A 20,808-nucleotide genomic window follows, 5' to 3' on the forward strand; every position below is an offset into this window, starting at 1 on the left:
GGCGGCACCCAGAAGATGTCCGATCATGGACTTCGTAGAGCTCACTGCAACTGACGAAGCCGCGGTCCCAAACACCGACTCAATGGCCCGGCTTTCCGCTACATCGCCCGCAAGGGTTGAGGTGCCATGGGCATTAACATATTCAATAGCACCAGCATCGAGCTCCGCATCAAGAAGCGCATTACGCATAGCGTCGGCGGCGCCACGACCATTCTCCGGCGGCAGAGTCATGTGGTAAGCGTCACCGCTCATACCAAAGCCACTTAATTCCGCAAAAATGGTAGCGCCCCGGGCTTTCGCGTTCTCGTATTCTTCGAGGAACACCATGCCGGCACCGTCCCCCAAAACAAAACCATCGCGATCCGCATCCCAGGGTCGCGACGCAGCTTCCGGGTCATCGTTGCGCGTCGATAATGCGCGGGCCGCGGCAAAGCCTCCGAGGCCTACTTTTGTCGTCGCCATTTCGGCACCGCCAGCCAGCATGGCGTCGGCATCACCTTGGGCGATCATTCTCGCTGCAAGGCCGATGTTGTGGGTCCCGCTGGTGCAGGCCGTGACAATGGCGATGTTAGGGCCTCGCATGCCGTAGCGAACGGACAGGTTCCCGGCGATCATGTTGATGATGGAGCCCGGCACGAAAAACGGCGAAATGCGCCGCGGTCCGCTGCTGTTGACGATCTCCGAATTTTTCTCGATCTGACCGATACCACCAATGCCAGATCCAATGGCACAGCCAACGCGGCCGGCGTTCTCCTCGGTGACGTCAAACCCCGCGTGCTCCATTGCCTGAATGCCCGCGGCCATACCGTACTGAACGAAGGTGTCCATTTTTCGCGCGTCTTTGGGAGGAAGATAGGCGCCGATATCAAAGTCTTTCACACTGGAACTGAAGCGCGTGGTGTAGGCATCAACGTCGAAGGCTTCGATAGGCGCTGCGCCGCTTTTACCGGCGAGTATTGATGCCCAGCTTGATTCAACGTCGTGTCCCACGGGAGTCACTAACCCCAATCCCGTCACAACTACGCGTCTTCCCTTCACAGTCCTTCTCCCTTAACCATAACTTCAGCAATCATCACTGCTCGGATCGCAACTATTATTGCTACCACTGCTAAAACTGTTACTGCCGCTGGGCCCACCAATCACACTGCCTGGCCCTTTTTTTAGCGATTCACTGTCAACTTGTGGAGCTCACACAAACAGAAAAGCCGTGATACCTGGCGGTAGTCACGGCTCTTCGAATGCTACACGCGCTGCTGCGCGATCGCAGTGCCCTCAGGAGAGGTGCTCGTTGATGTAATCAATCGCAAGCTTCACCGTTGTAATTTTCTCAGCTTCCTCATCGGGAATCTCTGTTTCAAATTCCTCTTCGAGTGCCATTACGAGCTCTACTGTGTCCAGAGAGTCTGCGCCGAGATCTTCTACAAAGGAAGCCTCCGTCTGCACTTCTTCTTCTTTGACGCCAAGTTGCTCAGCGACAATTTTTTTTACGCGTTCTTCAATGCTGCTCATGATCCTCGAATACTCCTGCTGAAGGAAAACCTACATTGCCAATGTTATAGGGCAGGTGCGAAGTCTACCGGTTTTTTACTACCCGGCATACACCTGCCAGAAACATTAGGCCATGTACATGCCACCGTTTATGTGAATAGTTTCACCTGTTATGTACGCTGCTGAGTCGCTGCATAAAAATGCGACCAAAGCACCGATTTCTTTTGCATCCCCCAAACGAGCCAGGGGGATTTGCGCCAGCATGGCATTGCGTTGGTCGTCGCTTAGCGCTGCTGTCATATCGGTGTCGATAAACCCCGGCGCTACCGCATTGACCGTGATGTTCCGTGCACCTATTTCCCGCGCCAGGGCGCGGGAAAACCCTTCTGCACCAGCCTTGCTGGCAGCATAATTACTCTGGCCGGCGTTCCCCATGGAGCCTACCACCGACGTGATGTTTACAATGCGGCCCCAACGCGCTTTGGTCATTCCGCGCAACGCCGCTTTGGATGTTTTGAACAGCGCGGTGAGATTGGTATCCAGCACGCCTCGCCATTCGTCATCCTTCATGCGCATGAGAATGTTATCTCGGGTGATACCAGCATTGTTGACCAGTATCAGGGGCGCCCCGAATCGCTCATTGATAGCTGTGAGCACACTGGTCACGCTCTCGGGGTCTGCGACATCGAGGCGCATACCCGCGCCGCCGGCGTTAGACAAACGCTCATCGATTACCTGGGCCCCGCTGTCGCTTGTGGCGGTACCAATGACTGTATGACCGGCAGCAGCCAGTGCGTCAGCTATGGCTCTACCGATTCCTCGACTGGCGCCAGTAACCAGCGCAACGCGCGCTTCATTATTCTGTGCTTCTTCAGGCATACCCCTTCCCCACTTCCCCGACTATTCCTGCTCTCGCTGGTATTGCAAAGATCAATCGGCGAGCGCAGAGATCGCGGACATAAGATCATCCGGATTCTCCAGATAGACGCAGCTCGCGCTTTTATCAATACGTCGCAGCAAGCCCCCCAGCACCTTGCCGGCGCCACATTCTGCAAACTGTACCGCGCCCTGGGACTGCAGGGTCGCGATGCAGGAGGTCCAACGTACCGGTGCGGAGATTTGCTCCACCAGTCGCTGACGAATCTTTGCGGGATCGCTCTCGGTTTCAGCGTGGACATTATGGACCACGGGGATTTCAGGACTGGTTATCGCAATGCTTTCAAGCACTTCGTCAAGCTTTTTCCCCGCCGGCGCCATGAGGGACGTATGGAAAGGCGCGCTGACCGGAAGGGGCATGGCTCGCTTGGCCCCTTTTTCTTTGAGCTCTGTGATGGCTTTTTCCACGGCGGCGCTGTGACCCGCGATCACCACCTGTCCCGGCGCATTAAAATTCACCGCTTGCACGATCTCATCACTACCGGCGGTAACCTTCTCGCAAACTGCGCTGACGGCCTCATCGTCCAGACCCAGAATAGCCGCCATGGCACCCACACCCACCGGTACCGCTGATTGCATGAAGCGACCCCGCTCGCGCACCAGTGTTACTGCATCCTGCAGACTCAGAACGCCGGCGCAACAGAGCGCTGAAAACTCACCAAGGCTGTGTCCCGCCATGGCCGCCGGGCGAACGCCACCCTCTGCAACCCAGACACGCCAGATCGCGACCGAGGCGGCGAGCAACGCAGGCTGCGTGTATTCCGTCAGGTTGAGCTGTTCAGGGCCGCCGGTGGAGACCAGTGCCTGAAGATCAAAACCCAGGGCATCAGATGCCTCCTCGAATACTGTGGCTGCCTCCGGAAACGCAGCTATCGCATCTCCCAGCATGCCTACGCGCTGACTGCCCTGGCCGGGAAACACAAAAGCGAGATCTTGACGCATGAATTACCTCCGAGTGTGCCGGACCCTCAGGCGGCAGTCATGAATATGCGGGCCTGGCAACGAAGGCGGCACCTCGGCCAAGCAGAAACGATGGTGCCATCGCGCCCTGCCTGTCCAAAGGTGCCGCTGTAAAACCACCGCACAACCCGGCAACGTTACCGAGTAAGAAGGGTTAGTCGTCGGTGCCCGTCTCAACCACTTTCTTGCCACGGTAGAAACCGTCGGCAGTCACGTGGTGGCGTCGGTGAGTTTCACCGGTCGTCTGGTCAACGTTTAACGTGGGTCCACTCAGGGAGTCGTGCGAACGACGCATACCGCGTCGCGAGCGGGTTTTCTTGCTCTTCTGAACAGCCATGGGCTATTTCTCCTTCGTGTCATCGCTCTCCAAGAGCGATGACAAAACACTAAAAGGGTTCTCCGCCGTGTGGTCGGTAGACCCCGTTTCTTCACTTACTGACCGTTCCGCCCGGTCACTTCTCGGTGGCTCACATTCACCGTCCGGGTGGTAAGCCACCACGGGCAGCGCGAGCGCTAACTCTTCTTCTGCCACTGCCCATAAATCGACGTCGTCGATAGCTATGAGTGGTTCCAGCCCGGCAGGTAACTGCTTGGCCTGCTCGTCGCCCGGAACAATGCCCAATCGGCTATTACCCTTCAGCTCACAGACAACAGGATTCAGGCATCGCTGGCATTCCAACACCACCCTGCCCTGCATCTCTACCGCTGCAAACTGCTGCCCCTCCTCGTTTTCGCCAAATTCCACCACCACATCAATGGTCGGCGCTTCCGGATCAAGGAGCTCCTTAAACTGGGGAATTTGCTCCGCGCAGAGGGCCCCTGCATAACGCGCCGAACGAGTCACCGCTTTGCGAATATTGACCCGATTCGGGAGGGGGGCTGTCAACATGGCGGCGCACTATAGTGATAGCCCCCTCTGTTGTCAAAAAAATCTTTACAATCCCGAACGTTAGCTTAAGCATGGACTTATGGATACGATCACTGCCCCCTCTCTCATTCTTGCTTCTACATCCCCTTACCGGAAACGCCTGCTGGAGCGTCTGGCCCTACCGTTTCATTGCGTCAGTCCCGAGACCGATGAAACGCCCCGCGTCGATGAGCCGCCCGAGGCTCTCGCCGGTCGCCTTGCCGACGCCAAGGCCCTGGCCGTCTCTAGGTCCCATCCCAACGCGGCTGTCCTTGGGAGTGACCAGGTTGCAGCCCTGGGCACAGTCCTCCTGGGTAAACCCGGGAGCATCTGCGCAGCACAGGAGCAGCTTGGCCGGTGCAGCGGACAAAGCGTTAGCTTTTACACGGCGGTGACCCTGGCCCGGAGCGGCGAAGTCGTAGCCCGACGCTGCGTACCCACTGTTGTGAGGTTTCGAACGCTCACTGACCATCAGATAGCGCAATACGTGGATAGAGAGCGCCCCCTGGACTGCGCAGGGAGTTTTCGCTGGGAAGGTCTGGGGATCTGCCTGTTTACCGCCCTGGAAAGCACGGACCCGACAGCATTGGAGGGATTACCGCTTATCGCCACCTGCGACCTCTTAAGCGCTCAAGGGGTAGCCGCACTTTGATATATGACTTTATTACAATTACTTAGCACAGTTTTTTAATATAGTTTCCAGCTCTTCATCGAGAGAAGCAGTGAGGTCATAACGCTGCTCGTTGAGTAAAAAAGACAGAGACTGCGCATGGAGAAAAAGTCGTCTGAGACCCAGTTTACGTGCCAGCGCCTCCCCCTCCTCGCTTTGATACTTGGCATCACCGAGCAGCGCATGCCCCCCGTGAAGTGCATGCACGCGTATTTGATGCGTCCGCCCGGTTAATGGTCGCGCCTCCACCAACGTTGCCGCAGCAAAGCTTTGTCTGATCCTGAACTCCGTGCTGGACGGCTTTCCGTCTTTCGCAACCTTTACCTGCCGCTCGCCCGACTTCCGTTCAAAGCGCTTGAGGGGGGCGTCGACCATACGCAGGTGGCGTGGCCAGGCACCCTCTGCGAGGGCGAGGTAGCGTTTGTCGATCTTGCCTTTTTGACGGAGCAGGTCGTGGAGGGCACGCAGCGCCGCCGGCTTTTTCGCAACGAGCACCAGTCCTGACGTTTCCCGGTCCAGACGATGAACCAGCTCCAGGAATTTCGCCTTCGGCCGCATGGACCGCAATGTTTCGATCAAACCAAACTGGAGTCCACTGCCACCATGCACCGCGATACCCGAGGGTTTATTGACGGCGAGTATGTGCTCATCCTCAAACACCACCCGAGCCGCGAGGCGCTCCTGCCAGCCCGGGGGAGCCGTGCCAGGCTCGCGAGGCTCGGGAGCACTGAGAGGGGGCAGCCGCACCACATCGCCCAGGGCCAGACGACGATCAGGCTTTACCCTTCCCTTGTTGACACGAATCTCTCCCTTGCGCATGGCACGGTAAAGCCGCGTCTTGGGTACCGCCGGGCATTCCCTGAGCACATAATTATCCAGGCGCTGCCCCTCTCCCCGCTCATCAACGGTGAGGAAACGCACCGCGCTCACGGAAAGCTGCTCCGGTGGGCCAAATTTCCTGTGATTGTTCTGGTGAACATGAGACTAATCAACGTCCTTCTTTTATTTGAGCGTTAGCAAGCGAGCTGTTAACATGCCACGCAGGCAGTGAGCATGCCGCGTTAATCTTCCCCGATCCACCTGTCACCCACGATGCATTGAAGCCGTCGTCGGTCGGGGCCAGTCACCGGATTACCGCAAGTTACAGGTTCACCGCTGGGAGTATACGATGCCGCGCAGGCAGGACACGAACGACCGCCAGCGCAGATCGTGAGTTAGACAACACGCAGATCACTGTAAATAGAGTTACGAATCGCTTTTTGACGAGGTCGCACCCCCTACCGGTGCGTGCTGGATCTGGCGCCTACCCAGGATCGCCGTCCGCCGCGCATCCAAAGGTAGCGCTGACCACCAGACCGATAACCCTGCGTTACCATCGCAGGCAACAGCTGGCGACCCGAAGGGATCAAGACAAGACAGCGTTCCCTCGGGGAGCGCCCTCAACAAAAAGCGCCCGATCGCAACACCCAAAAACAGGGTTGCCGGGGCAGGACCAGAATTAGCGATGGGCGGCGCCAAGTGCTGACCGCTCAGAGATAACAACTAGTGCAACCTGAATTTGCCGCAAAGCGGTTGAGCTTGGGATGCAGCGCACTGAAGGATTTCTTAGGCTCGCAATTTGCAGGCCTCGTGAAGCACGAATGTGAGCACTGGCATGCGCCGGCTAAACCCCACGAGAGGTTTAGTTAGACATGAAGAAAATGCTTATTAACGCTACGCATGCGGAAGAAATGCGCGTAGCACTCGTCGATGGCCAGAAGCTGTACGATCTGGACATTGAGAACAGAACCCGACTGCAGAAGAAAGCCAACATCTACGTTGGTAAAATCACCCGTGTAGAGCCCAGCCTTGAAGCGGCCTTTGTGGATTTCGGCGCCGAGCGCCACGGTTTTCTCTCGGTCAAAGAAATTGCCCGGGAGTACTTTTACCGCAACCCCAAGGATATTGACGGCAAGTTTTCCATCCGCGATGTGGTCAAGGAAGGCACCCGGCTCATCGTTCAGGTGGACAAGGAAGAAAGGGGCAACAAGGGTGCAGCACTGACCACCTTCATCAGCCTCCCCGGCCGTTACATGGTCCTCATGCCCAACAACCCGCGCGCCGGCGGCATCTCTCGTCGCATCGAGGGTGATGACCGGACTGAACTACGCGAAGCGCTCAGTGCCCTGGATATTCCCGACGGTATGGGGGTGATTATTCGTACCGCCGGCGTGGGTCGATCCGCTGAAGAGCTCCAATGGGACCTTAACTACCTGCTGCAGCTCTGGGAAGCCGTAAGCAAGGCAGGCGAAGAGAATCGCTCACCGGTGCTCCTGTACCAGGAAAGCAACGTCATCATCCGCGCCGTACGCGACTACCTTCGGGACGATGTTGATCAGGTGCTCATCGACTCCCCCGATGCATTCAAGCAGGCCATGGATTTTGTCAGCATGGTGATGCCCAAGTATCAGCAGCGAATCAAGCTTTATGAAGACAACATCCCGCTGTTTAATCGCTTCCAGATAGAGAGCCAGATCGAATCTGCCTTCCAGCGCGAAGTCAGGTTGCCCTCTGGCGGGTCCATTGTCATCGACCCCACAGAAGCCCTGGTATCAATCGATATCAACTCTGCCCGGGCCACAAAAGGTGCCAACATCGAGGCTACCGCTTTGCAAACCAATCTTGAGGCGGCAGACGAAGTCGCCAGGCAATTGCGTTTGCGCGACATGGGCGGGCTGATCGTTATCGATTTCATCGACATGCTCGCGGCCAAGAATCAGCGCGCGGTTGAGAATCGCATGCGTGATGCCCTCGCTATCGATCGTGCCCGGGTGCAGGTTGGACGGATTTCGCGCTTTGGCCTCCTTGAGATGTCGCGTCAGCGTTTGCGCCCATCCCTGGGTGAAACCAGTGCCATTGTTTGCCCACGATGCTCGGGACAAGGAAGTATTCGCGACACCAAGTCCCTGTCCCTGTCCATTCTGCGTTTGTTGGAGGAAGAGGCGATCAAGGATCGCACCGCCGAGGTGAGAGCCATCGTGCCGGTAGATGTCGCTGCCTACCTTCTCAACGAGAAACGTGTCGCGCTGAGCGAAATCGAGTCGCTGACGCGAGTCCGCGTACTGGTTATTCCTAATCCCAATCTGGAGACGCCTCACTTTGAAGTAACACGTCTGCGCGATGACGAAGTCGAAGGGGATCAGCAGACCAGCTACAAAGTCGAAATCGCCGTACCCGATGCGGACAGCATCTCTGATAGCCACGACCACAGTCTGCCCAGTCAGGAAGCCGTGGTGCAGCGCATCGCGCCCACCGCTGCGCCAGCACCTGCAGAGGCGATTGAAACAGCAGAGAGCGAAACATCCGCTCCTGCTGCGGTAGCGACTGCTACAGCATCAGCCGCACCGACAGCGGCGGCACCCACCGCGGCCGGTGGTGCAAAGCCCGGACTCGCGCAGCGCTTGTGGGTGAGCTTTTTTGGCGATCCCAATGCAGCTGCAGACGAGATAGTGGCCGAGGAAGCGGCGCCCGCCCCCACTCCCGAGAAGCGCAAGTCAGAAAGTGAGACTTCTGAAGAAGATCGCCCCAAACGCACCCGCGGCCGTCGCCGTCGTGGTGGCCAGGGCCGCAATCATAATCGCAACGCTGACGACCAGGACCAGCACGCGGATTCTGGTAACACTGAAGCAGACACCGAGACTGCGGCGACAAGTGCCGACAGTGCGATTGATGATGACAGCAACGAGAAGCCGGAAGACGGCACCCGCCGCCGTCGCCGCCGTCGTTCACGAGGTGGACGTCGCTCGGGATCAGAGGGAGCGGAGCGCAACGGCGAAACTACCGTGGCTCAGGCCGAAGAATCCGGTGATTCCGACGAGGCATCAGCGGTTGCCAGTGAAGGCGACAGCGCGAATGGCAACGACGAGGGCTCGGGCGAGAACAAGCCCCGGAAGCGACCGAGCAACCAGCGGCGCGGCGAACCCCGCCGTCGCCGTCGCAAGCCCGTGGCGGAGACCGTCGAGGTAGTCGCTGATGCGGATCAAGCGGCTGCAGCCGCCGTTGACGGAGACGCGGAGTCCTCAGTAGAGCCCGAGGAGGCCATCGCAGAAAACCCGGCGGCCGACGAGCAGTCAATACCGCCTGCTGAGACCACTGACGCTGCTACAGCAGACAATGATCTGACCTCTGATGGCGACGCGGATGCAACAATCGTTGCGGACGCCGGCGAAGCACCAGATACGCCGCTAGCTGAGGAAGCTCCTGAGCCCGCCTCTGCCGGCGGTAGCATTGAAGCCGCCATGGGTATGACTACAGCGCCCGAGGCACAAACAGCGATGTTTGAGACGCAGGCGAGCGTCGATACAACGAAGGACAGCGCCAAAGCGGCAGCCGAAGACACTCAGGTTACTGCAGAAGCCCCCGCATCGGCGGAGTCTGCGGCACCGGGCCTGCAGGTAGATGCCAAGGCCGCCAATGCCCCCGGTGAAGGCTTAAACGAAGACGGTCGCGCGGTTAACGACCCCCGAGTGTCGCCCTCGCCAGTTCAGGAGTTGCATATTGAGACCGGGCAAATTGTGCTCTTCTCAGAGACACCAGCGCCGGCCGTCGAAGCTCCTGATCGTCAGGTGCCCCGCGCGAGCAACGATCCCCGCGGGCCGAAAGATACGGCAAGTGCAGAAGCGTGAGTCGAGCTTTTCAGAGGTAAGTGAAGGTCGCATCGACGCGACGTTAGCGCGCTAATTCGGTACGCCAAGTATCGAACTCAGAACACCGGATCCCGATACAGTCTTTGTGTCGGTATCCGGTGTTTTTTATGGGCTCTCGAAAACCAACCGCCCGTCGACGATCGTCATGACGACCCTAGCCTTGTGAATGGCGTAGGGATTTATGGAAAACAAATCCTGATCGAGAACCACCATGTCCGCTTGTTTCCCCGGCGTAATGGATCCGATCTGATCCTCCAGACCCAGCTGATAAGCGCCGTCCAGGGTATAGCCGCGGATGGCCTGCTCGAGGGTAATCCGTTCATCCACCGGGGGCTGCGGCGCATAGTCTTTGTCTCCCGGAGGCTGACGCGTCAATGCCATCTCAATATTGAACAGCGGGTCCATACCATCGAGTCCAATCCAACTGGCGGGAAAGTCACTGCCCAGGGTTACCCGGCCCCCGCCCTCGGCGATGGAGTTAAGAGGATACATGTGGGACAACCGCTCCTCTCCGAGATAGGCCAAAGCGATATCATCGTAGGCATACCAGGTGGGCGTCGACTGCACGATGACATCCAGTTCACCAAAGCGTGGCACGTCGGCAGGATTGACCAGCTGCGCATGGCAAATGGTAAAGCGACTGGTGCTGCCCGGGTGCTCGGCACGGGCGTACTCCACAAGATCCAGGGCCATGCGCACGGCGCCATCGCCGATGGCATGGAGGTGCACATCGGTGCTCCGCTCCGCCGCTCCGGCAACCACTTCCTTGGTTTTTTCCAGAGGCACGAGGGGCTCAGCGCGGTGCCCCGGGGGCTCCAGATAGGGCTCAATGGTGTAGGCTGTTTGCGCCTCTACCGTACCATCAAGACTCACTTTGAGTACCTCCACATCGAAGAACTCGTCCTCATAATCCCTGGACAGCCTTTCCAGGTCATCGAGAGCCGTGACCAATCCCCGTTCGCTGTTGACATAGTGAGAACCCAGCACGCGGAAAGGCAGCTTACCCTGAGAAGCTCGCTTAGCCATAAAACGAAACAGTTCTCCGTCTCCCTCGATCATCCCGGCATCAAATGCAGCGGTAATGCCCATGGAAGACATGCTCGCAAAAAAAGCGTCTGCAGCTTCATCCAGTATTTTTGCATCGATGACCCCCAGGGCCTCGGCGACCCAGCCAAAGGCTTCCCCCTCGATCAACCAGCCTGTGGGGCTGCCGTCGGGATAGCGCCGATAAAAGTGTGCGCCGGGCTTGGGGTCCGGCGTCGCGGCGGTGAGTCCCACGGCCTCCATGGCCAGGGTATTGACCCATGCGGAGTGAAACCCCTCGTCAAAAATAATTGCAGGACGATCAGAAACCACGCTGTCCAGATCCCTGGCAGTAGGTCCCTGGGGACCAAAGGCTGCGCCCAAAAAACCGGTGCCGATTAACGGGTTTTGATCCGGATACTCTTTGGCATGCGCCGCTATGGTCGCCAGAGCTTCGGCGCGACTCATGGCAGGCGAGAGACTGGCCGCAAACAGATAGGGCAAGGTCGACCCCACATGCATATGACTATCGATAAACCCCGGGAGCAGCAGTTTTCCGGCAAGATCCCGGCGCTGGGTATTGCCATCAACAAAGGCCTCGACGCCGGCATCGCTCCCCACATAAATAATCGTATCGCCCTTTATGGCGACTGCCTCGGCCCAGGGAGCCGCGTCGTCAAGGGTGTACACCTTGCCGCCAGAGAGCACGAGATCTGCGACTTTCTCCTGGGCCCATGCTCCCTGAGAAACAGCCAGAGTGAAAAACAGAACGATCGCAGCCACAACATTGTGAATCATAAGCACCTCGATGCGAAAAATAGCGCCAGCCTGACGCCCGAGAGCAGCTGACTCTCCTGACATCAGTGAGTACTATGGCTGCCAGACCGTCCGCCCACAAGTCCGTCATCTATGGCGCCGCGCGAGGGCGAGCAAAGCCTAACGCTCATCATGTGTGAGGAAGCCCCATGGCGCAGCAACAGCGCGACGAAGCTGCCTGGTATAAAGCGACTTTACGGGAAGGCTATGACCGCCTGCAGCGCGGAGATCATAGCGGCGCGGCCCAGTGCTGCCGGCAAGTCCTCCAGCGCAAGCCCGACCTTGCGGAGGGGCACTTCCTCGTGGGCATGATTGCCCTGGAGGCAGAGGATCCTCGCACTGCTCTTCAGGGGTTCGGCTCGGTCACCAAACTGCAACCGGATCACGGTGCGGCCTGGGCGCAGCTTGCCCGCCTTTTTATTCGTCGGGGGCAGGTCAATCGTGCTGAGGATGCGCTGGAAAAAGCAGTGGCGCACGCCGATGACAATCCCGTGATCCAGGACACCATTGCTACCGTTTTTACCCTCCTTGGAAACGCTGCAGCGGCATCACCGTGGCAGGAAAAAGCACTTCAACATCAGCCTGCCAATATCGGCTTTTTGATTAACCGCGCCAACAATCTCATGTTCCTCGGTGATTTCTCTCGCGCCCGCACCGTTCTGGAAAGTGCGATCGCAAAAAATCCACGGCACGCCAATGCCCACTGGCTCCTTTCGGGGCTGGAGAAAGCCCGCAATCATGATCACATCAGGGTGCTTCGCGAGATTCTGGGTGAGCCCGCTTTGACTGACCGAGATACCGCATTTTTAAGCTACGCATTGGGCAAGGAGCTGGAGGATTTGAGCGAGTGGTCTGATGCCTTTGATGCCTTCGCGCGAGGCGCAGCCGCTCGCCGGCGAACACTCAGCTATGACGAAAAAGCTGAAGTAGACTTTTTTGAGATGCTTTCAGCCACTTACACACGGAACTGGCTGGACAGCCGTCCGCCGGGCAACGACAGCCACGCCCCTATCTTTATTATCGGACAACCCCGCACCGGTACAACGCTGGTGGAGCGTATTATCACTAGCCACAGCGCCGTACATTCAGCGGGTGAGCTGCGGCAGTTCGAAGGCGCGTGTCGGCGCCTGTTGGGGCCCCGGGGTGACGCTAGTCCAACCGCCGTATTTGAGGCTGCCGCGGAGCTCGACCCGAAAAAAGTGGGCAGTGCCTACATGACGCTCACGCAACCGATGCAAGGTGATAGCGATCATTTTGTCGATAAGCTGCCCGTTAATTTTCGCTTTTTACCACTGATCCTGGCCGCTCTCCCCAACGCAAAAATCATCCACATCAGACGCGGCCCCATGGATGCCTGTTTTGCCAGCTTCAAACAGCTATTCGCCGAAGCTTACCCCCATTCCTATGAACAGGGAGAAATGGCCAGACACCACGCCCGCTATTACCAACTCATGAACGACTGGCGTGAACGTTTCGGACATCGCTATCACGAGGTCGATTACGAAGAGGTAGCGGCTGATCCCGAACCCCACGCCCGCGCGCTCCTCAATTTCATTGATCTTCCCTGGGAGGATCAGTGTCTGAACTTTTACAGTCAGAGTGCTGCGGTAACCACAGCGAGTGTCGTCCAGGTCAGAGAGGCTGCCCACACCCGCTCCGTGGGACGCTGGCGCCGCTACCAGGAACAGCTAGCACCGATGCGCCAGGCACTTGAAGGCCTAAAAATACCGCTGGAACATTAGGGTTTATCTCGTCAGACCACCCCACCAGACGACCCCTGTATGGGTATCTTTTATTCGCATCTAACGCTTGTCTGCCTCTGCGTAGTTTCGTAGTCTAGTTTTACAGATCAAATATCCGGGATCGTCATGAATACAGCGTCAGCAGCCAGTTTCAGCAAACGTTCACCCTCAGCGCCTCAGCGCAGCAAGCCCAAGCGGTTTGCGAGACCGACAGCATCGCGCCGGAATCTGGCCCTTGCGGTTTCTGCGGCCCTGGCCGCCAGCACAGCTCAGGCACAGCAGCTTGAAGAAGTGATCGTCACTGCGACCAAGCGCGCCGAGTCGGTCATGGACGTGGCACTGGCCGTGCAGGCCCTGTCCGGTGACTTCCTTCGCACAGTAAATACCGACGACATCAAAGACCTTGTGACATTCACCCCCGGGGTTACCGGAAACTCGAAGGACAGCTTTCTCGATACGATTGCGGTTAGAGGTATCACCACCAACGATTTTGGTAATGGTGCGGACCCATCATTGGGTGTATACAAAAACGGCTTTTATCAGGGTCGTAACGGCGCAGCGGTTACCAGTGTTTTCGACCTGGAGCGCTCGGAAATTCTCCGCGGTCCACAGGGGTTTCTTTTTGGTCGAAATTCCATCGCCGGCGCCATGAACATTATCAGTCGCCGTCCGGTGCAGGACGATGCAGATGCCTATATCGACGTTCGCGCCGGAGAGCGAGGTATTTTCCGGGTGGAGGGTGCTACCAATTTTGATGTCAACGACGCCATCAGCGTCAGGGTCGCAGGCCTTCACTCCCGTGAAGACGGCTACGTCAACAATGAACTCACTGGGGAAGACTTTATTCAGCACGAAAAGAGCGCTTTACGTCTCACCGGCGTTTATGACGGCGGCGGCGCACTAACCGCAACGCTCTTTCTGGAATACGAAGATCGGGAGCAATCAGGCACCATCTACCGGGCCACCGGCCGTGGCGCTTCCTATGAGTTCCTGGAGAGCATCTACGGCGACATCGCCCTACCGTCGGACCCCAGGGACGTGCGCATTGACGGTCCCCGGAACGGTCTCGTTGATGGTGGCGAAGTCTTTCAATTAGGCTTAGAGCTGAACTACGACCTGGGATGGGCCACGCTGACCTCTCTCACCGGCTACAAAACGCATGAGTACGGCTACACGGAAGACTTTGATGCCACCAACCTCACCATTTTCAACTATGAGCAAGATCAGGAAGGCGACTATTTTGAACAGGAGTTGCGCCTCACTTCTGACAACGAGGGCATTTTCAATTGGTATGCCGGCGTGTCCTACTACCGCGAAGACATAGATACGGAGTTCCTGGGCCAGCAGGATGAGGACGTGTACTGCAATGTCTACTGGGGCGATAGCTGTCAGGGTCTTTTTGACTACTACAACGCCTATGGGCTCAGCGACTATCTCGATTACTACTTTGGCACCAGTACCTGGACGCCCAGCAGCAACAATGGCCTGATTGATGACTGGAATCGTACCGAGGGCGTTTTCCAGGGTTGGGCGGCCTATGTGGATTTGCAATTTCGCTTCTCCGAGCAGCTGGATGCGAGCCTGGGAGTTCGCTATAACGACGACGAAAAAGAGTTCTCCCAGCGCGTTCTGAGCGAGCGCAACGGCAGTCTGCTGGGCCAGGTCGTACAGACCGGCTTTACCACCCCCGAAGGCGCTGTCTCGGACACCCTCAGCTGGAGCGAGCCCACTTGGCGCGGCGTGGTAAACTGGCGACCGGCAGAGGACATGCTCGTTTATTTCAGTGTCACTACCGGCTACAAGCAGGGCGGGTTTAACAGCTTCTCTGTGGCAGGCGTACCCTTTGGTGGCGAGGCCCTGACCGGCGTTAACCTGCCAACATCCTTCGACTCGGAGACGGTGATCTCCTACGAAATTGGCTACAAGGCCACGCAGTGGGATGGTCGCAGCCAGCTCTCCGTCAACGCCTTTAGCTATGCCTACGAGGGCCTGCAAACCACCTGCAGTGAACCGGGCTCCCCTATTGTCGAAGTCTGCAATGCAGAGCTGGACGGCATCGGTGCCGAGGGTGTCTGGAACGTGGCACTCACCGACGTATTCAGTTTTGGCCTGGGTATTTCATGGCTGGATACCGAGGGCTCAAATATTCAAGCCCAATGCACCGGTGGCCTGGCCCTGTTAGGCGACGACACCATCTGTGAAGGCTCTCCAGCTCCCGGGATCCCCGAGTGGACGGCTTACGGCACCATCGACGCGGTGCTTCCCTTTGGTTCTGGAGAAATTTACGGCAACCTGTCGGCAAGCTGGGAAGACGATGCCGTCACCGACTGGGAACCATTCATCCCCGCAACGGTTGCGGCGGGATTGCAGGAGACGGGCAGCTACACCGAGGTTCAGGCATTGGGCGGGTATCGATCCGACGCCGGCTGGGCCCTCGCTATCTATGTTGAAAACCTCCTAGATGACGAGTACTACGACGCGGAAGGCGGCATCAGTATCGGCGGGCAACCCTACGTACAGTCAAGTATCAGCCCCAGCCGACCACGCACCGTGGGTATGCGCTTTACCTGGAACCTCTAGGACACTCTCTTGCGCTCTCGCCTCAATATCACCCGCCGGGATTTTCTCAGTGGCGTAGCGCTTGGGACTACGGCGGGAGCACTGACGCCGCTTGAGGCGCTTGCCCGGTCAGCTGCCACGCCCTACCCCCCCGCGCTCACCGGCATGCGGGGAAGTCAGCCGGGCTCCTTTGACGTCGCCCACGCCATGGCTTGGGGCGGCAGGGAGTTTTCCGTACCCGGGGAGCAAACCGACGGTGACTATGATCTTGTGGTAGTTGGCGGCGGCATCTCCGGGCTTGCGGCAGCTTTTTACTGGCAACAGCAAAAAGGCCCGGACAGTCGCATATTGATACTGGATAACCACGACGATTTTGGTGGCCACGCACGGCGTAACGAGTTCACCGTAGATGGAAAAGAGCTTGTGGGTTATGGCGGCAGCCAATCCATTGATACCCCGAGTAGTTACTCACCTGCAGCGGCGCAGTTGCTGCGCGACGTAGGAATCATCACCGACCGTTTTTACGAGTATTACGACCAGGATTATTTTGCGAAAGCAGAACTGGGCAGGGGCAGCTATTTCCCCGAAGAAGTTTATGGCAAAGATCTTACCCTCCCCGGCCTTAAAAGCTGGCGCAGCAACGATGATGCTGCGCTCACGAAAGGCGAAGTCAAAGACTATCCCATTTCCCCGAAAGCACGCAGCGCGCTGCTGTCCCTCATGAACAGCACGACCAACTATGCGGCGCACATTCCCAAAGAGCAGCGCATCGCGTGGCTACGCCAGCAAACCTACAGGGAATTTTTGCTGGACGTGGTGGGTGTGCCGGTGGATGTCTACTACCTTTTTCGTGACGGTGCCCGCGGCTGGTGGGGCGTTGGCTGGGATGCTCTCTCAGCCCTTGCAGCGGCCAGCATGGGTATGCCCGGCACCGCCTATCTTGATGTTCCCCAGGGCAGCTCCGACGAGCCCGTGCGGGACGAGCCGTATATTTTTCATTTTCCTGACGGTAACGCAGGGGTAGCCCGGGCTATTCTTCGCAAGCTTATTCCCGAGGCAGTGCCCGGCTCAACCATGGAAGACCTGGTGCTGGCGAAAACCGACTACGGCAGGCTCGATCGCAGCGGCAGTCCCTGCCGTCTCCGTCTCAATAGCACCGCGGTAAATGTGCGCCATACGGCGGAGGGCTCCCAGGTCGATGTCAGCTATGTACGCGATGGCAAAAGCCATCGGGTGCGTGCCAAGCATGCGGTGCTTGCCTGCTACAACGGTATCATTCCGCACATAACGCCGGAGCTTCCCGATGACCAGCGGGAGGCTATTGACTACGCCACCAAGGTGCCTCTGATTTACATCAGCGTTGCCCTCCGCAACTGGCGCCCCTTCGCTGAGCTCGGCATGCATAGCATCAGCGTGATGCAATCGGACTTTATGCATTCCTTTGGTATGGATTTTCCGGTATCCATGGGAGGCGTTAAGTACCCCGAAAGGCCCGATGAAGCCACTGTAGTTCATGGCAGCGTGGTGCCCTGCGCACCGGATCAGGGACTTACGGCCAAAGAACAGCATGTCATCGGTCGCCAAGCGATGTACCAGATGAGCTGGGACGATATGGAGAGCCGCATCCTCCGGCAACTCAGCGGCGGACTTAGTGGCACCAGCTTTGATCCGGAGCGGGACATTGCGGCAATCACCGTCAACCGATGGCCCCATGGCTACGCCTATGAATACAATGATTACTCGGACCCTCCGGAGTACGGACCCACAAACGGCCCCCACCTTCTCGGCGCCCGACAGCTGGGGCGCATCTCCATCGCCAACTCCGACGCCTCCGCCTACGCTTTCGTTGACGGCGCTATCGACGCAGCCTATCGCGCCATCCGCGAACAGCTAAGCTGAGGACATGTATCTCAGCGAGCCCGGCGCACTGAGCTTAATACCCACTGCCCTGGTGTTTTCTCTCGCGATATGGACCCGACGGCCCATCGAATCTCTCCTCTGCGGGTCGCTATTAGGACTGGTCATGCTTTTCGGTAGCGGTTTTGTCACCGGCATGGCCGAAGCTTCTATTGCGGTACTCACCGATCCGGACGTTGCCTGGGTAATCCTTGTCTGTGGCCTCATGGGCGGCTTGATTGCACTGCTCATGCGAAGCGGCGGCAGCAGCGCCTTTACCACTTTTGTGGGTGATCGCGTAAAAGACCAAAAAGGTGCGCTTTTTGCGACCTGGTTGCTGGGCATCGCGATGTTTGTCGATGACTATCTGAACTCTCTGGCCGTGGGTGCGGCCATGCGCGACATTACGGATAAATTCAGCATTTCCCGGGAAAAGCTCGCCTATGTGGTGGATTCCACGGCAGCACCCATCAGCGTCATCATCCCCTACTCGACCTGGGGCGCGTTTTTTGCTGGCCTCCTGGTGGCCAATGGCCTTGCCGAGGACGGTTCCGGGCTCGATGTTTACATCGGTGCAATTCCCTACATGTTTTATGCCTGGGCAGCGGTGCTTATGGTGCCACTGGTAACAAGCGGCTGGATACCCAACCTGGGCAGCATGGGTCAAGCCGATGAACGGGCACGGACGACCGGCGTGACGGTTCCCCCGGAAGCCCGGCACATTGAAGACGCCAACCGAGCCATAGCACCCAAAGCGGGCGCAAAGCCTCGCTTATGGCTCTTCCTGGCACCCATGGTATGCCTCGTCGGTGCGACGATTGCCGCGGACAATGACTTTCTCGTGGGCATCTACATCACCCTCGGTGCCACGCTGGTTGTGGTGCTGGCCATGAGAATTCTCGATCTCCACGATGCCTTCGATACGGTTTTGGATGGATTCAAAACCATGATCGAGCCTTTGGCTGTGCTGGTTGCGGCCTTCATCCTTAAGGAGGTCAATGACGACCTGGGTATGGCCACCTACGTTGTCGCCTCCCTCGCACCAATGCTCACGGCCGAGATACTGCCTCTCGCGATCTTTTTGTCCATGGCCCTGGTGTCCTTTCTCACAGGCTCCAACTGGGGCGTGTTCGTCATTATTCTTCCCATTGTGGTGGCACTGGGGAACAGCGTCGATGCCGATATGACCCTGCTCATTGGCGCGACGCTGTCTGCCAGTACCTTTGGCAGCCACGCCTGCTTTTACTCCGACGCGACGGTGCTCACCGCTCAGGCAACCGGCTGCACCCCCATGCAACACGCCCTCACCCAGTTACCTTATGCACTTATTGCCGCCGCCATCGCGGCCGCGGGTTACCTCGCAATGGGTTTCCTGACTTGAGCTATTCTTAAATACCGACATCGAGATCAAGAACGACAATACGGACACACCAGCCATAGGAGCACCATCGTGAATCGATTACACTTAAAAAATACCGCGCTTACCGCGACTCTGGGAGCCACCCTGGTTGCGGCGACTCTCCCTGCGTACGCCGATACCCCCGTCCATCCCGCCGAAATGAGCACTGAAGAAATAGCAGGAGCGATTTTTGATCGTCCCGATACGCTGATCAAAGGTGAGGGAGGTGACACCATAAAAGACGTTACCTCCCTGCTGTCTTCTGATGGTCGCTTCGCCAGCGGCATGTATATGGCAGGTAAATCACGATGGGTGATCGACGAGCCCTATGGCGTCGATGAGTTTATGTATTTTCTCGAAGGTGGCGTCACGCTCACCTCCAGCGACGGGACCGTCACTGCCATCGCTGCCGGCGAAGCCGTCACGATCCCCAGGGAGTGGACGGGTATCTGGGAGACGGAAGGCTACAAAAAAATATGGGTAATTTACTCCGCGGACGGCTCCGCATTGGAATAATGCTTGAGCGCGCCGGACAAGGTTTGCGGCATTAAGGGCTAAACGGAGGGCCGGCGTAAAGTCGCTTCATACCTACCCTGCGAGAAGGATGCAGACTACCGTTGCCACGCCGAGTTCAGTAGGTATAATCTGCGCCTCTTGCGATGCGAGATTCCGGTGGGCTGGCTGAGTGGTCGAAAGCGGCGGTCTTGAAAACCGTTGAAGGTTTATCCCTTCCTAAGGTTCGAATCCTTAGCCCACCGCCAAATGAAGAATTGAAGGAACGAAGAAACGCCATAAAGGGCTGCCTCAGTGAGGCGGCCCTTTTTATTGGCTACTACCTTTTTTGTGCGTCATTTTGTCCGTCATTTTGGCCGTCACTTTGGCCGCCATACTGCCAATGCCGCCCCCTCAAGGCGCGCTAAAACGCGCCCGCCGGCCCGGGAAATACTACCGGTGTCTCGCTGCCATCAGTGGCCACTGCCGACACGCCAAAGAAGTAGTTATCGATCACCAGGTTCGTGAACTCCCATTCCGTGACGTTCCCAACAAAGCGTGAGTGGGTCCATTGCGGTGCCGTGGTCTTTCGCCACCACACGCGATAGCCAGCCAGGTTCTCCCGTGCCCGCTCAGAGGCCCCGTGAGCCCACTCCAGAGTTGCGGACGCGCGCACGGCACCAGCAGCCTTTACATCCACCGGGAACGGTGGAGCGCCGGCTATGCCGGCCAGGGTGACGGCGTTCAGCGCAGTAAGCTTTGCTGCGTAGTCAGGATTGACCCCCTCGAGGGTATCACCGTACTCGCGACCCTCCTCCACGCGGAGATCCTGGTGCTGACGGTCGTAGTGCTCATGGGTCTCCATAATACGGACACCGGGAATACCCACGGCATTAAAGGGCCGGTGGTGTCCGCCCCGGCCGAAGCGATCCAGCCGGTACACCATTTCCACATCCAGATTTGTGAGGTAGCGGTCTGCCATGCGGTCGATGTAGCGCGCCAGATTACGAGAGGGACTGTCCACCTCACCCCCGGTAAACCGTCGTGAGCGCGCCTCGGCCTCTGTCTCTACCGCCCGGGTACCCTCGGAAAAAACCCGCGCCACGCTGTTATTGATCACCCCGTCGATACCCGCAATATTGGAGATCATGTCGTTATTCAATACTGCCTTGATCTCCCAGCCTTGCTCCAGGGCGTGAGCAGCGACGATTCGCCCACCGATCAAACCCTGCTCC

At 57.9% G+C, this 20,808-nt stretch carries 15 protein-coding genes, 1 tRNA gene and 1 pseudogene; 8 read left to right on the top strand and 9 right to left on the bottom strand.

From position 1 onward, the window contains the following. From fabF to ACTG3T_RS03425, 6 genes are all read right to left on the bottom strand, one after another. Positions 1–1,038: beta-ketoacyl-ACP synthase II (gene fabF / locus ACTG3T_RS03400; RefSeq protein ID WP_439100863.1), on the bottom strand; the 1,038-nt coding region annotated here is incomplete at its 3' end. A gap of 234 nt (positions 1,039–1,272) precedes the next feature. Next, positions 1,273–1,509, bottom strand: a complete 237-nt coding sequence (acpP, locus tag ACTG3T_RS03405) for an acyl carrier protein (RefSeq protein WP_008295499.1) — start codon at positions 1,507–1,509, stop codon at positions 1,273–1,275. A gap of 105 nt (positions 1,510–1,614) precedes the next feature. Then, the gene (gene fabG / locus ACTG3T_RS03410; RefSeq protein ID WP_439100864.1) at positions 1,615–2,367 is read right to left on the bottom strand and encodes a 3-oxoacyl-ACP reductase FabG; all 753 of its coding nucleotides are present in this window, start codon (positions 2,365–2,367) and stop codon (positions 1,615–1,617) included. A 51-nt stretch (positions 2,368–2,418) separates the two neighbouring features. After that, positions 2,419–3,366 (bottom strand): ACP S-malonyltransferase, encoded by a 948-nt coding sequence (gene fabD, locus ACTG3T_RS03415; RefSeq protein ID WP_439100865.1) that lies wholly within the window; start codon positions 3,364–3,366, stop codon positions 2,419–2,421. A 172-nt stretch (positions 3,367–3,538) separates the two neighbouring features. Then, a complete protein-coding gene (rpmF, locus tag ACTG3T_RS03420; RefSeq protein WP_439100866.1) occupies positions 3,539–3,721 on the bottom strand; it encodes a 50S ribosomal protein L32 in 183 nt (60 codons plus the stop codon). A gap of 3 nt (positions 3,722–3,724) precedes the next feature. Next, positions 3,725–4,273 carry a YceD family protein gene (locus tag ACTG3T_RS03425; protein ID WP_439100867.1) on the bottom strand — a complete coding sequence of 183 codons (549 nt, stop codon included), beginning with the start codon at positions 4,271–4,273 and terminating at the stop codon, positions 3,725–3,727. Between the two features lie 79 nt (positions 4,274–4,352). Between ACTG3T_RS03425 and ACTG3T_RS03430 the strand changes: the two genes are divergently transcribed. Beyond that, on the top strand, positions 4,353–4,943 hold the full coding sequence (locus ACTG3T_RS03430; protein WP_439100868.1) for a Maf family protein: 591 nt from the start codon (positions 4,353–4,355) through the stop codon (positions 4,941–4,943). 18 nt (positions 4,944–4,961) lie between these two features. Here ACTG3T_RS03430 and ACTG3T_RS03435 read toward each other — a convergent pair whose 3' ends face one another. Continuing rightward, complete coding sequence (locus ACTG3T_RS03435) at positions 4,962–5,891, bottom strand: RluA family pseudouridine synthase (protein ID WP_439100869.1); 930 nt, start codon at positions 5,889–5,891, stop codon at positions 4,962–4,964. Positions 5,892–6,652: 761 nt separating this feature from the next. Here ACTG3T_RS03435 and rne point away from each other — a divergent pair. After that, a complete protein-coding gene (gene rne / locus ACTG3T_RS03440) occupies positions 6,653–9,625 on the top strand; it encodes a ribonuclease E (protein ID WP_439100870.1) in 2,973 nt (990 codons plus the stop codon). Positions 9,626–9,751: 126 nt separating this feature from the next. Here the strand turns inward: rne and ACTG3T_RS03445 are convergent, their stop codons facing one another. Further along, positions 9,752–11,530: an amidohydrolase gene (locus ACTG3T_RS03445; protein ID WP_439100871.1), complete on the bottom strand. Its 1,779-nt coding sequence runs from the start codon at positions 11,528–11,530 to the stop codon at positions 9,752–9,754. 104 nt (positions 11,531–11,634) lie between these two features. On the opposite strand from ACTG3T_RS03445, the gene ACTG3T_RS03450 reads away from it, so the two are divergent. The 6 genes from ACTG3T_RS03450 (at position 11,635) to ACTG3T_RS03475 (ending at position 19,842) form a co-directional block, all read left to right on the top strand. Beyond that, on the top strand, positions 11,635–13,227 hold the full coding sequence (locus tag ACTG3T_RS03450; RefSeq protein ID WP_439100872.1) for a tetratricopeptide repeat-containing sulfotransferase family protein: 1,593 nt from the start codon (positions 11,635–11,637) through the stop codon (positions 13,225–13,227). A gap of 126 nt (positions 13,228–13,353) precedes the next feature. Beyond that, positions 13,354–15,807 (top strand): TonB-dependent receptor, encoded by a 2,454-nt coding sequence (locus ACTG3T_RS03455; RefSeq protein ID WP_439100873.1) that lies wholly within the window; start codon positions 13,354–13,356, stop codon positions 15,805–15,807. 9 nt (positions 15,808–15,816) lie between these two features. Beyond that, a complete protein-coding gene (locus ACTG3T_RS03460) occupies positions 15,817–17,685 on the top strand; it encodes an NAD(P)-binding protein (protein WP_439100874.1) in 1,869 nt (622 codons plus the stop codon). Positions 17,686–17,689: 4 nt separating this feature from the next. Next, entirely contained in the window at positions 17,690–19,063 is a 1,374-nt protein-coding gene (locus tag ACTG3T_RS03465) for a Na+/H+ antiporter NhaC family protein (RefSeq protein ID WP_439100875.1), read from the top strand. Positions 19,064–19,132: 69 nt separating this feature from the next. Then, complete coding sequence (locus ACTG3T_RS03470; protein WP_439100876.1) at positions 19,133–19,597, top strand: cupin domain-containing protein; 465 nt, start codon at positions 19,133–19,135, stop codon at positions 19,595–19,597. A gap of 155 nt (positions 19,598–19,752) precedes the next feature. Further along, a tRNA-Ser gene (locus tag ACTG3T_RS03475) sits at positions 19,753–19,842 on the top strand. A 155-nt stretch (positions 19,843–19,997) separates the two neighbouring features. Here the strand turns inward: ACTG3T_RS03475 and ACTG3T_RS03480 are convergent. Then, a pseudogene (locus tag ACTG3T_RS03480) lies at positions 19,998–20,808 on the bottom strand (peptidase M28); the annotation flags it as partial.

The organism is Congregibacter sp. (assembly GCF_965660375.1).
In the GTDB taxonomy this organism is placed as follows: Bacteria; Pseudomonadota; Gammaproteobacteria; order Pseudomonadales; family Halieaceae; genus Congregibacter.

Coding starts and splice junctions, on each gene's coding strand:
- rpmF (WP_439100866.1), bottom strand. CDS start 3,721: ATGGCTGTTCAGAAGAGCAAGAAAACCCGCTCGCGACGCGGTATGCGT.
- ACTG3T_RS03465 (WP_439100875.1), top strand. CDS start 17,690: ATGTATCTCAGCGAGCCCGGCGCACTGAGCTTAATACCCACTGCCCTG.
- ACTG3T_RS03445 (WP_439100871.1), bottom strand. CDS start 11,530: ATGTCAGGAGAGTCAGCTGCTCTCGGGCGTCAGGCTGGCGCTATTTTT.
- acpP (WP_008295499.1), bottom strand. CDS start 1,509: ATGAGCAGCATTGAAGAACGCGTAAAAAAAATTGTCGCTGAGCAACTT.
- fabG (WP_439100864.1), bottom strand. CDS start 2,367: ATGCCTGAAGAAGCACAGAATAATGAAGCGCGCGTTGCGCTGGTTACT.
- rne (WP_439100870.1), top strand. CDS start 6,653: ATGAAGAAAATGCTTATTAACGCTACGCATGCGGAAGAAATGCGCGTA.
- ACTG3T_RS03425 (WP_439100867.1), bottom strand. CDS start 4,273: ATGTTGACAGCCCCCCTCCCGAATCGGGTCAATATTCGCAAAGCGGTG.
- ACTG3T_RS03450 (WP_439100872.1), top strand. CDS start 11,635: ATGGCGCAGCAACAGCGCGACGAAGCTGCCTGGTATAAAGCGACTTTA.
- ACTG3T_RS03430 (WP_439100868.1), top strand. CDS start 4,353: ATGGATACGATCACTGCCCCCTCTCTCATTCTTGCTTCTACATCCCCT.
- fabD (WP_439100865.1), bottom strand. CDS start 3,366: ATGCGTCAAGATCTCGCTTTTGTGTTTCCCGGCCAGGGCAGTCAGCGC.
- ACTG3T_RS03455 (WP_439100873.1), top strand. CDS start 13,354: ATGAATACAGCGTCAGCAGCCAGTTTCAGCAAACGTTCACCCTCAGCG.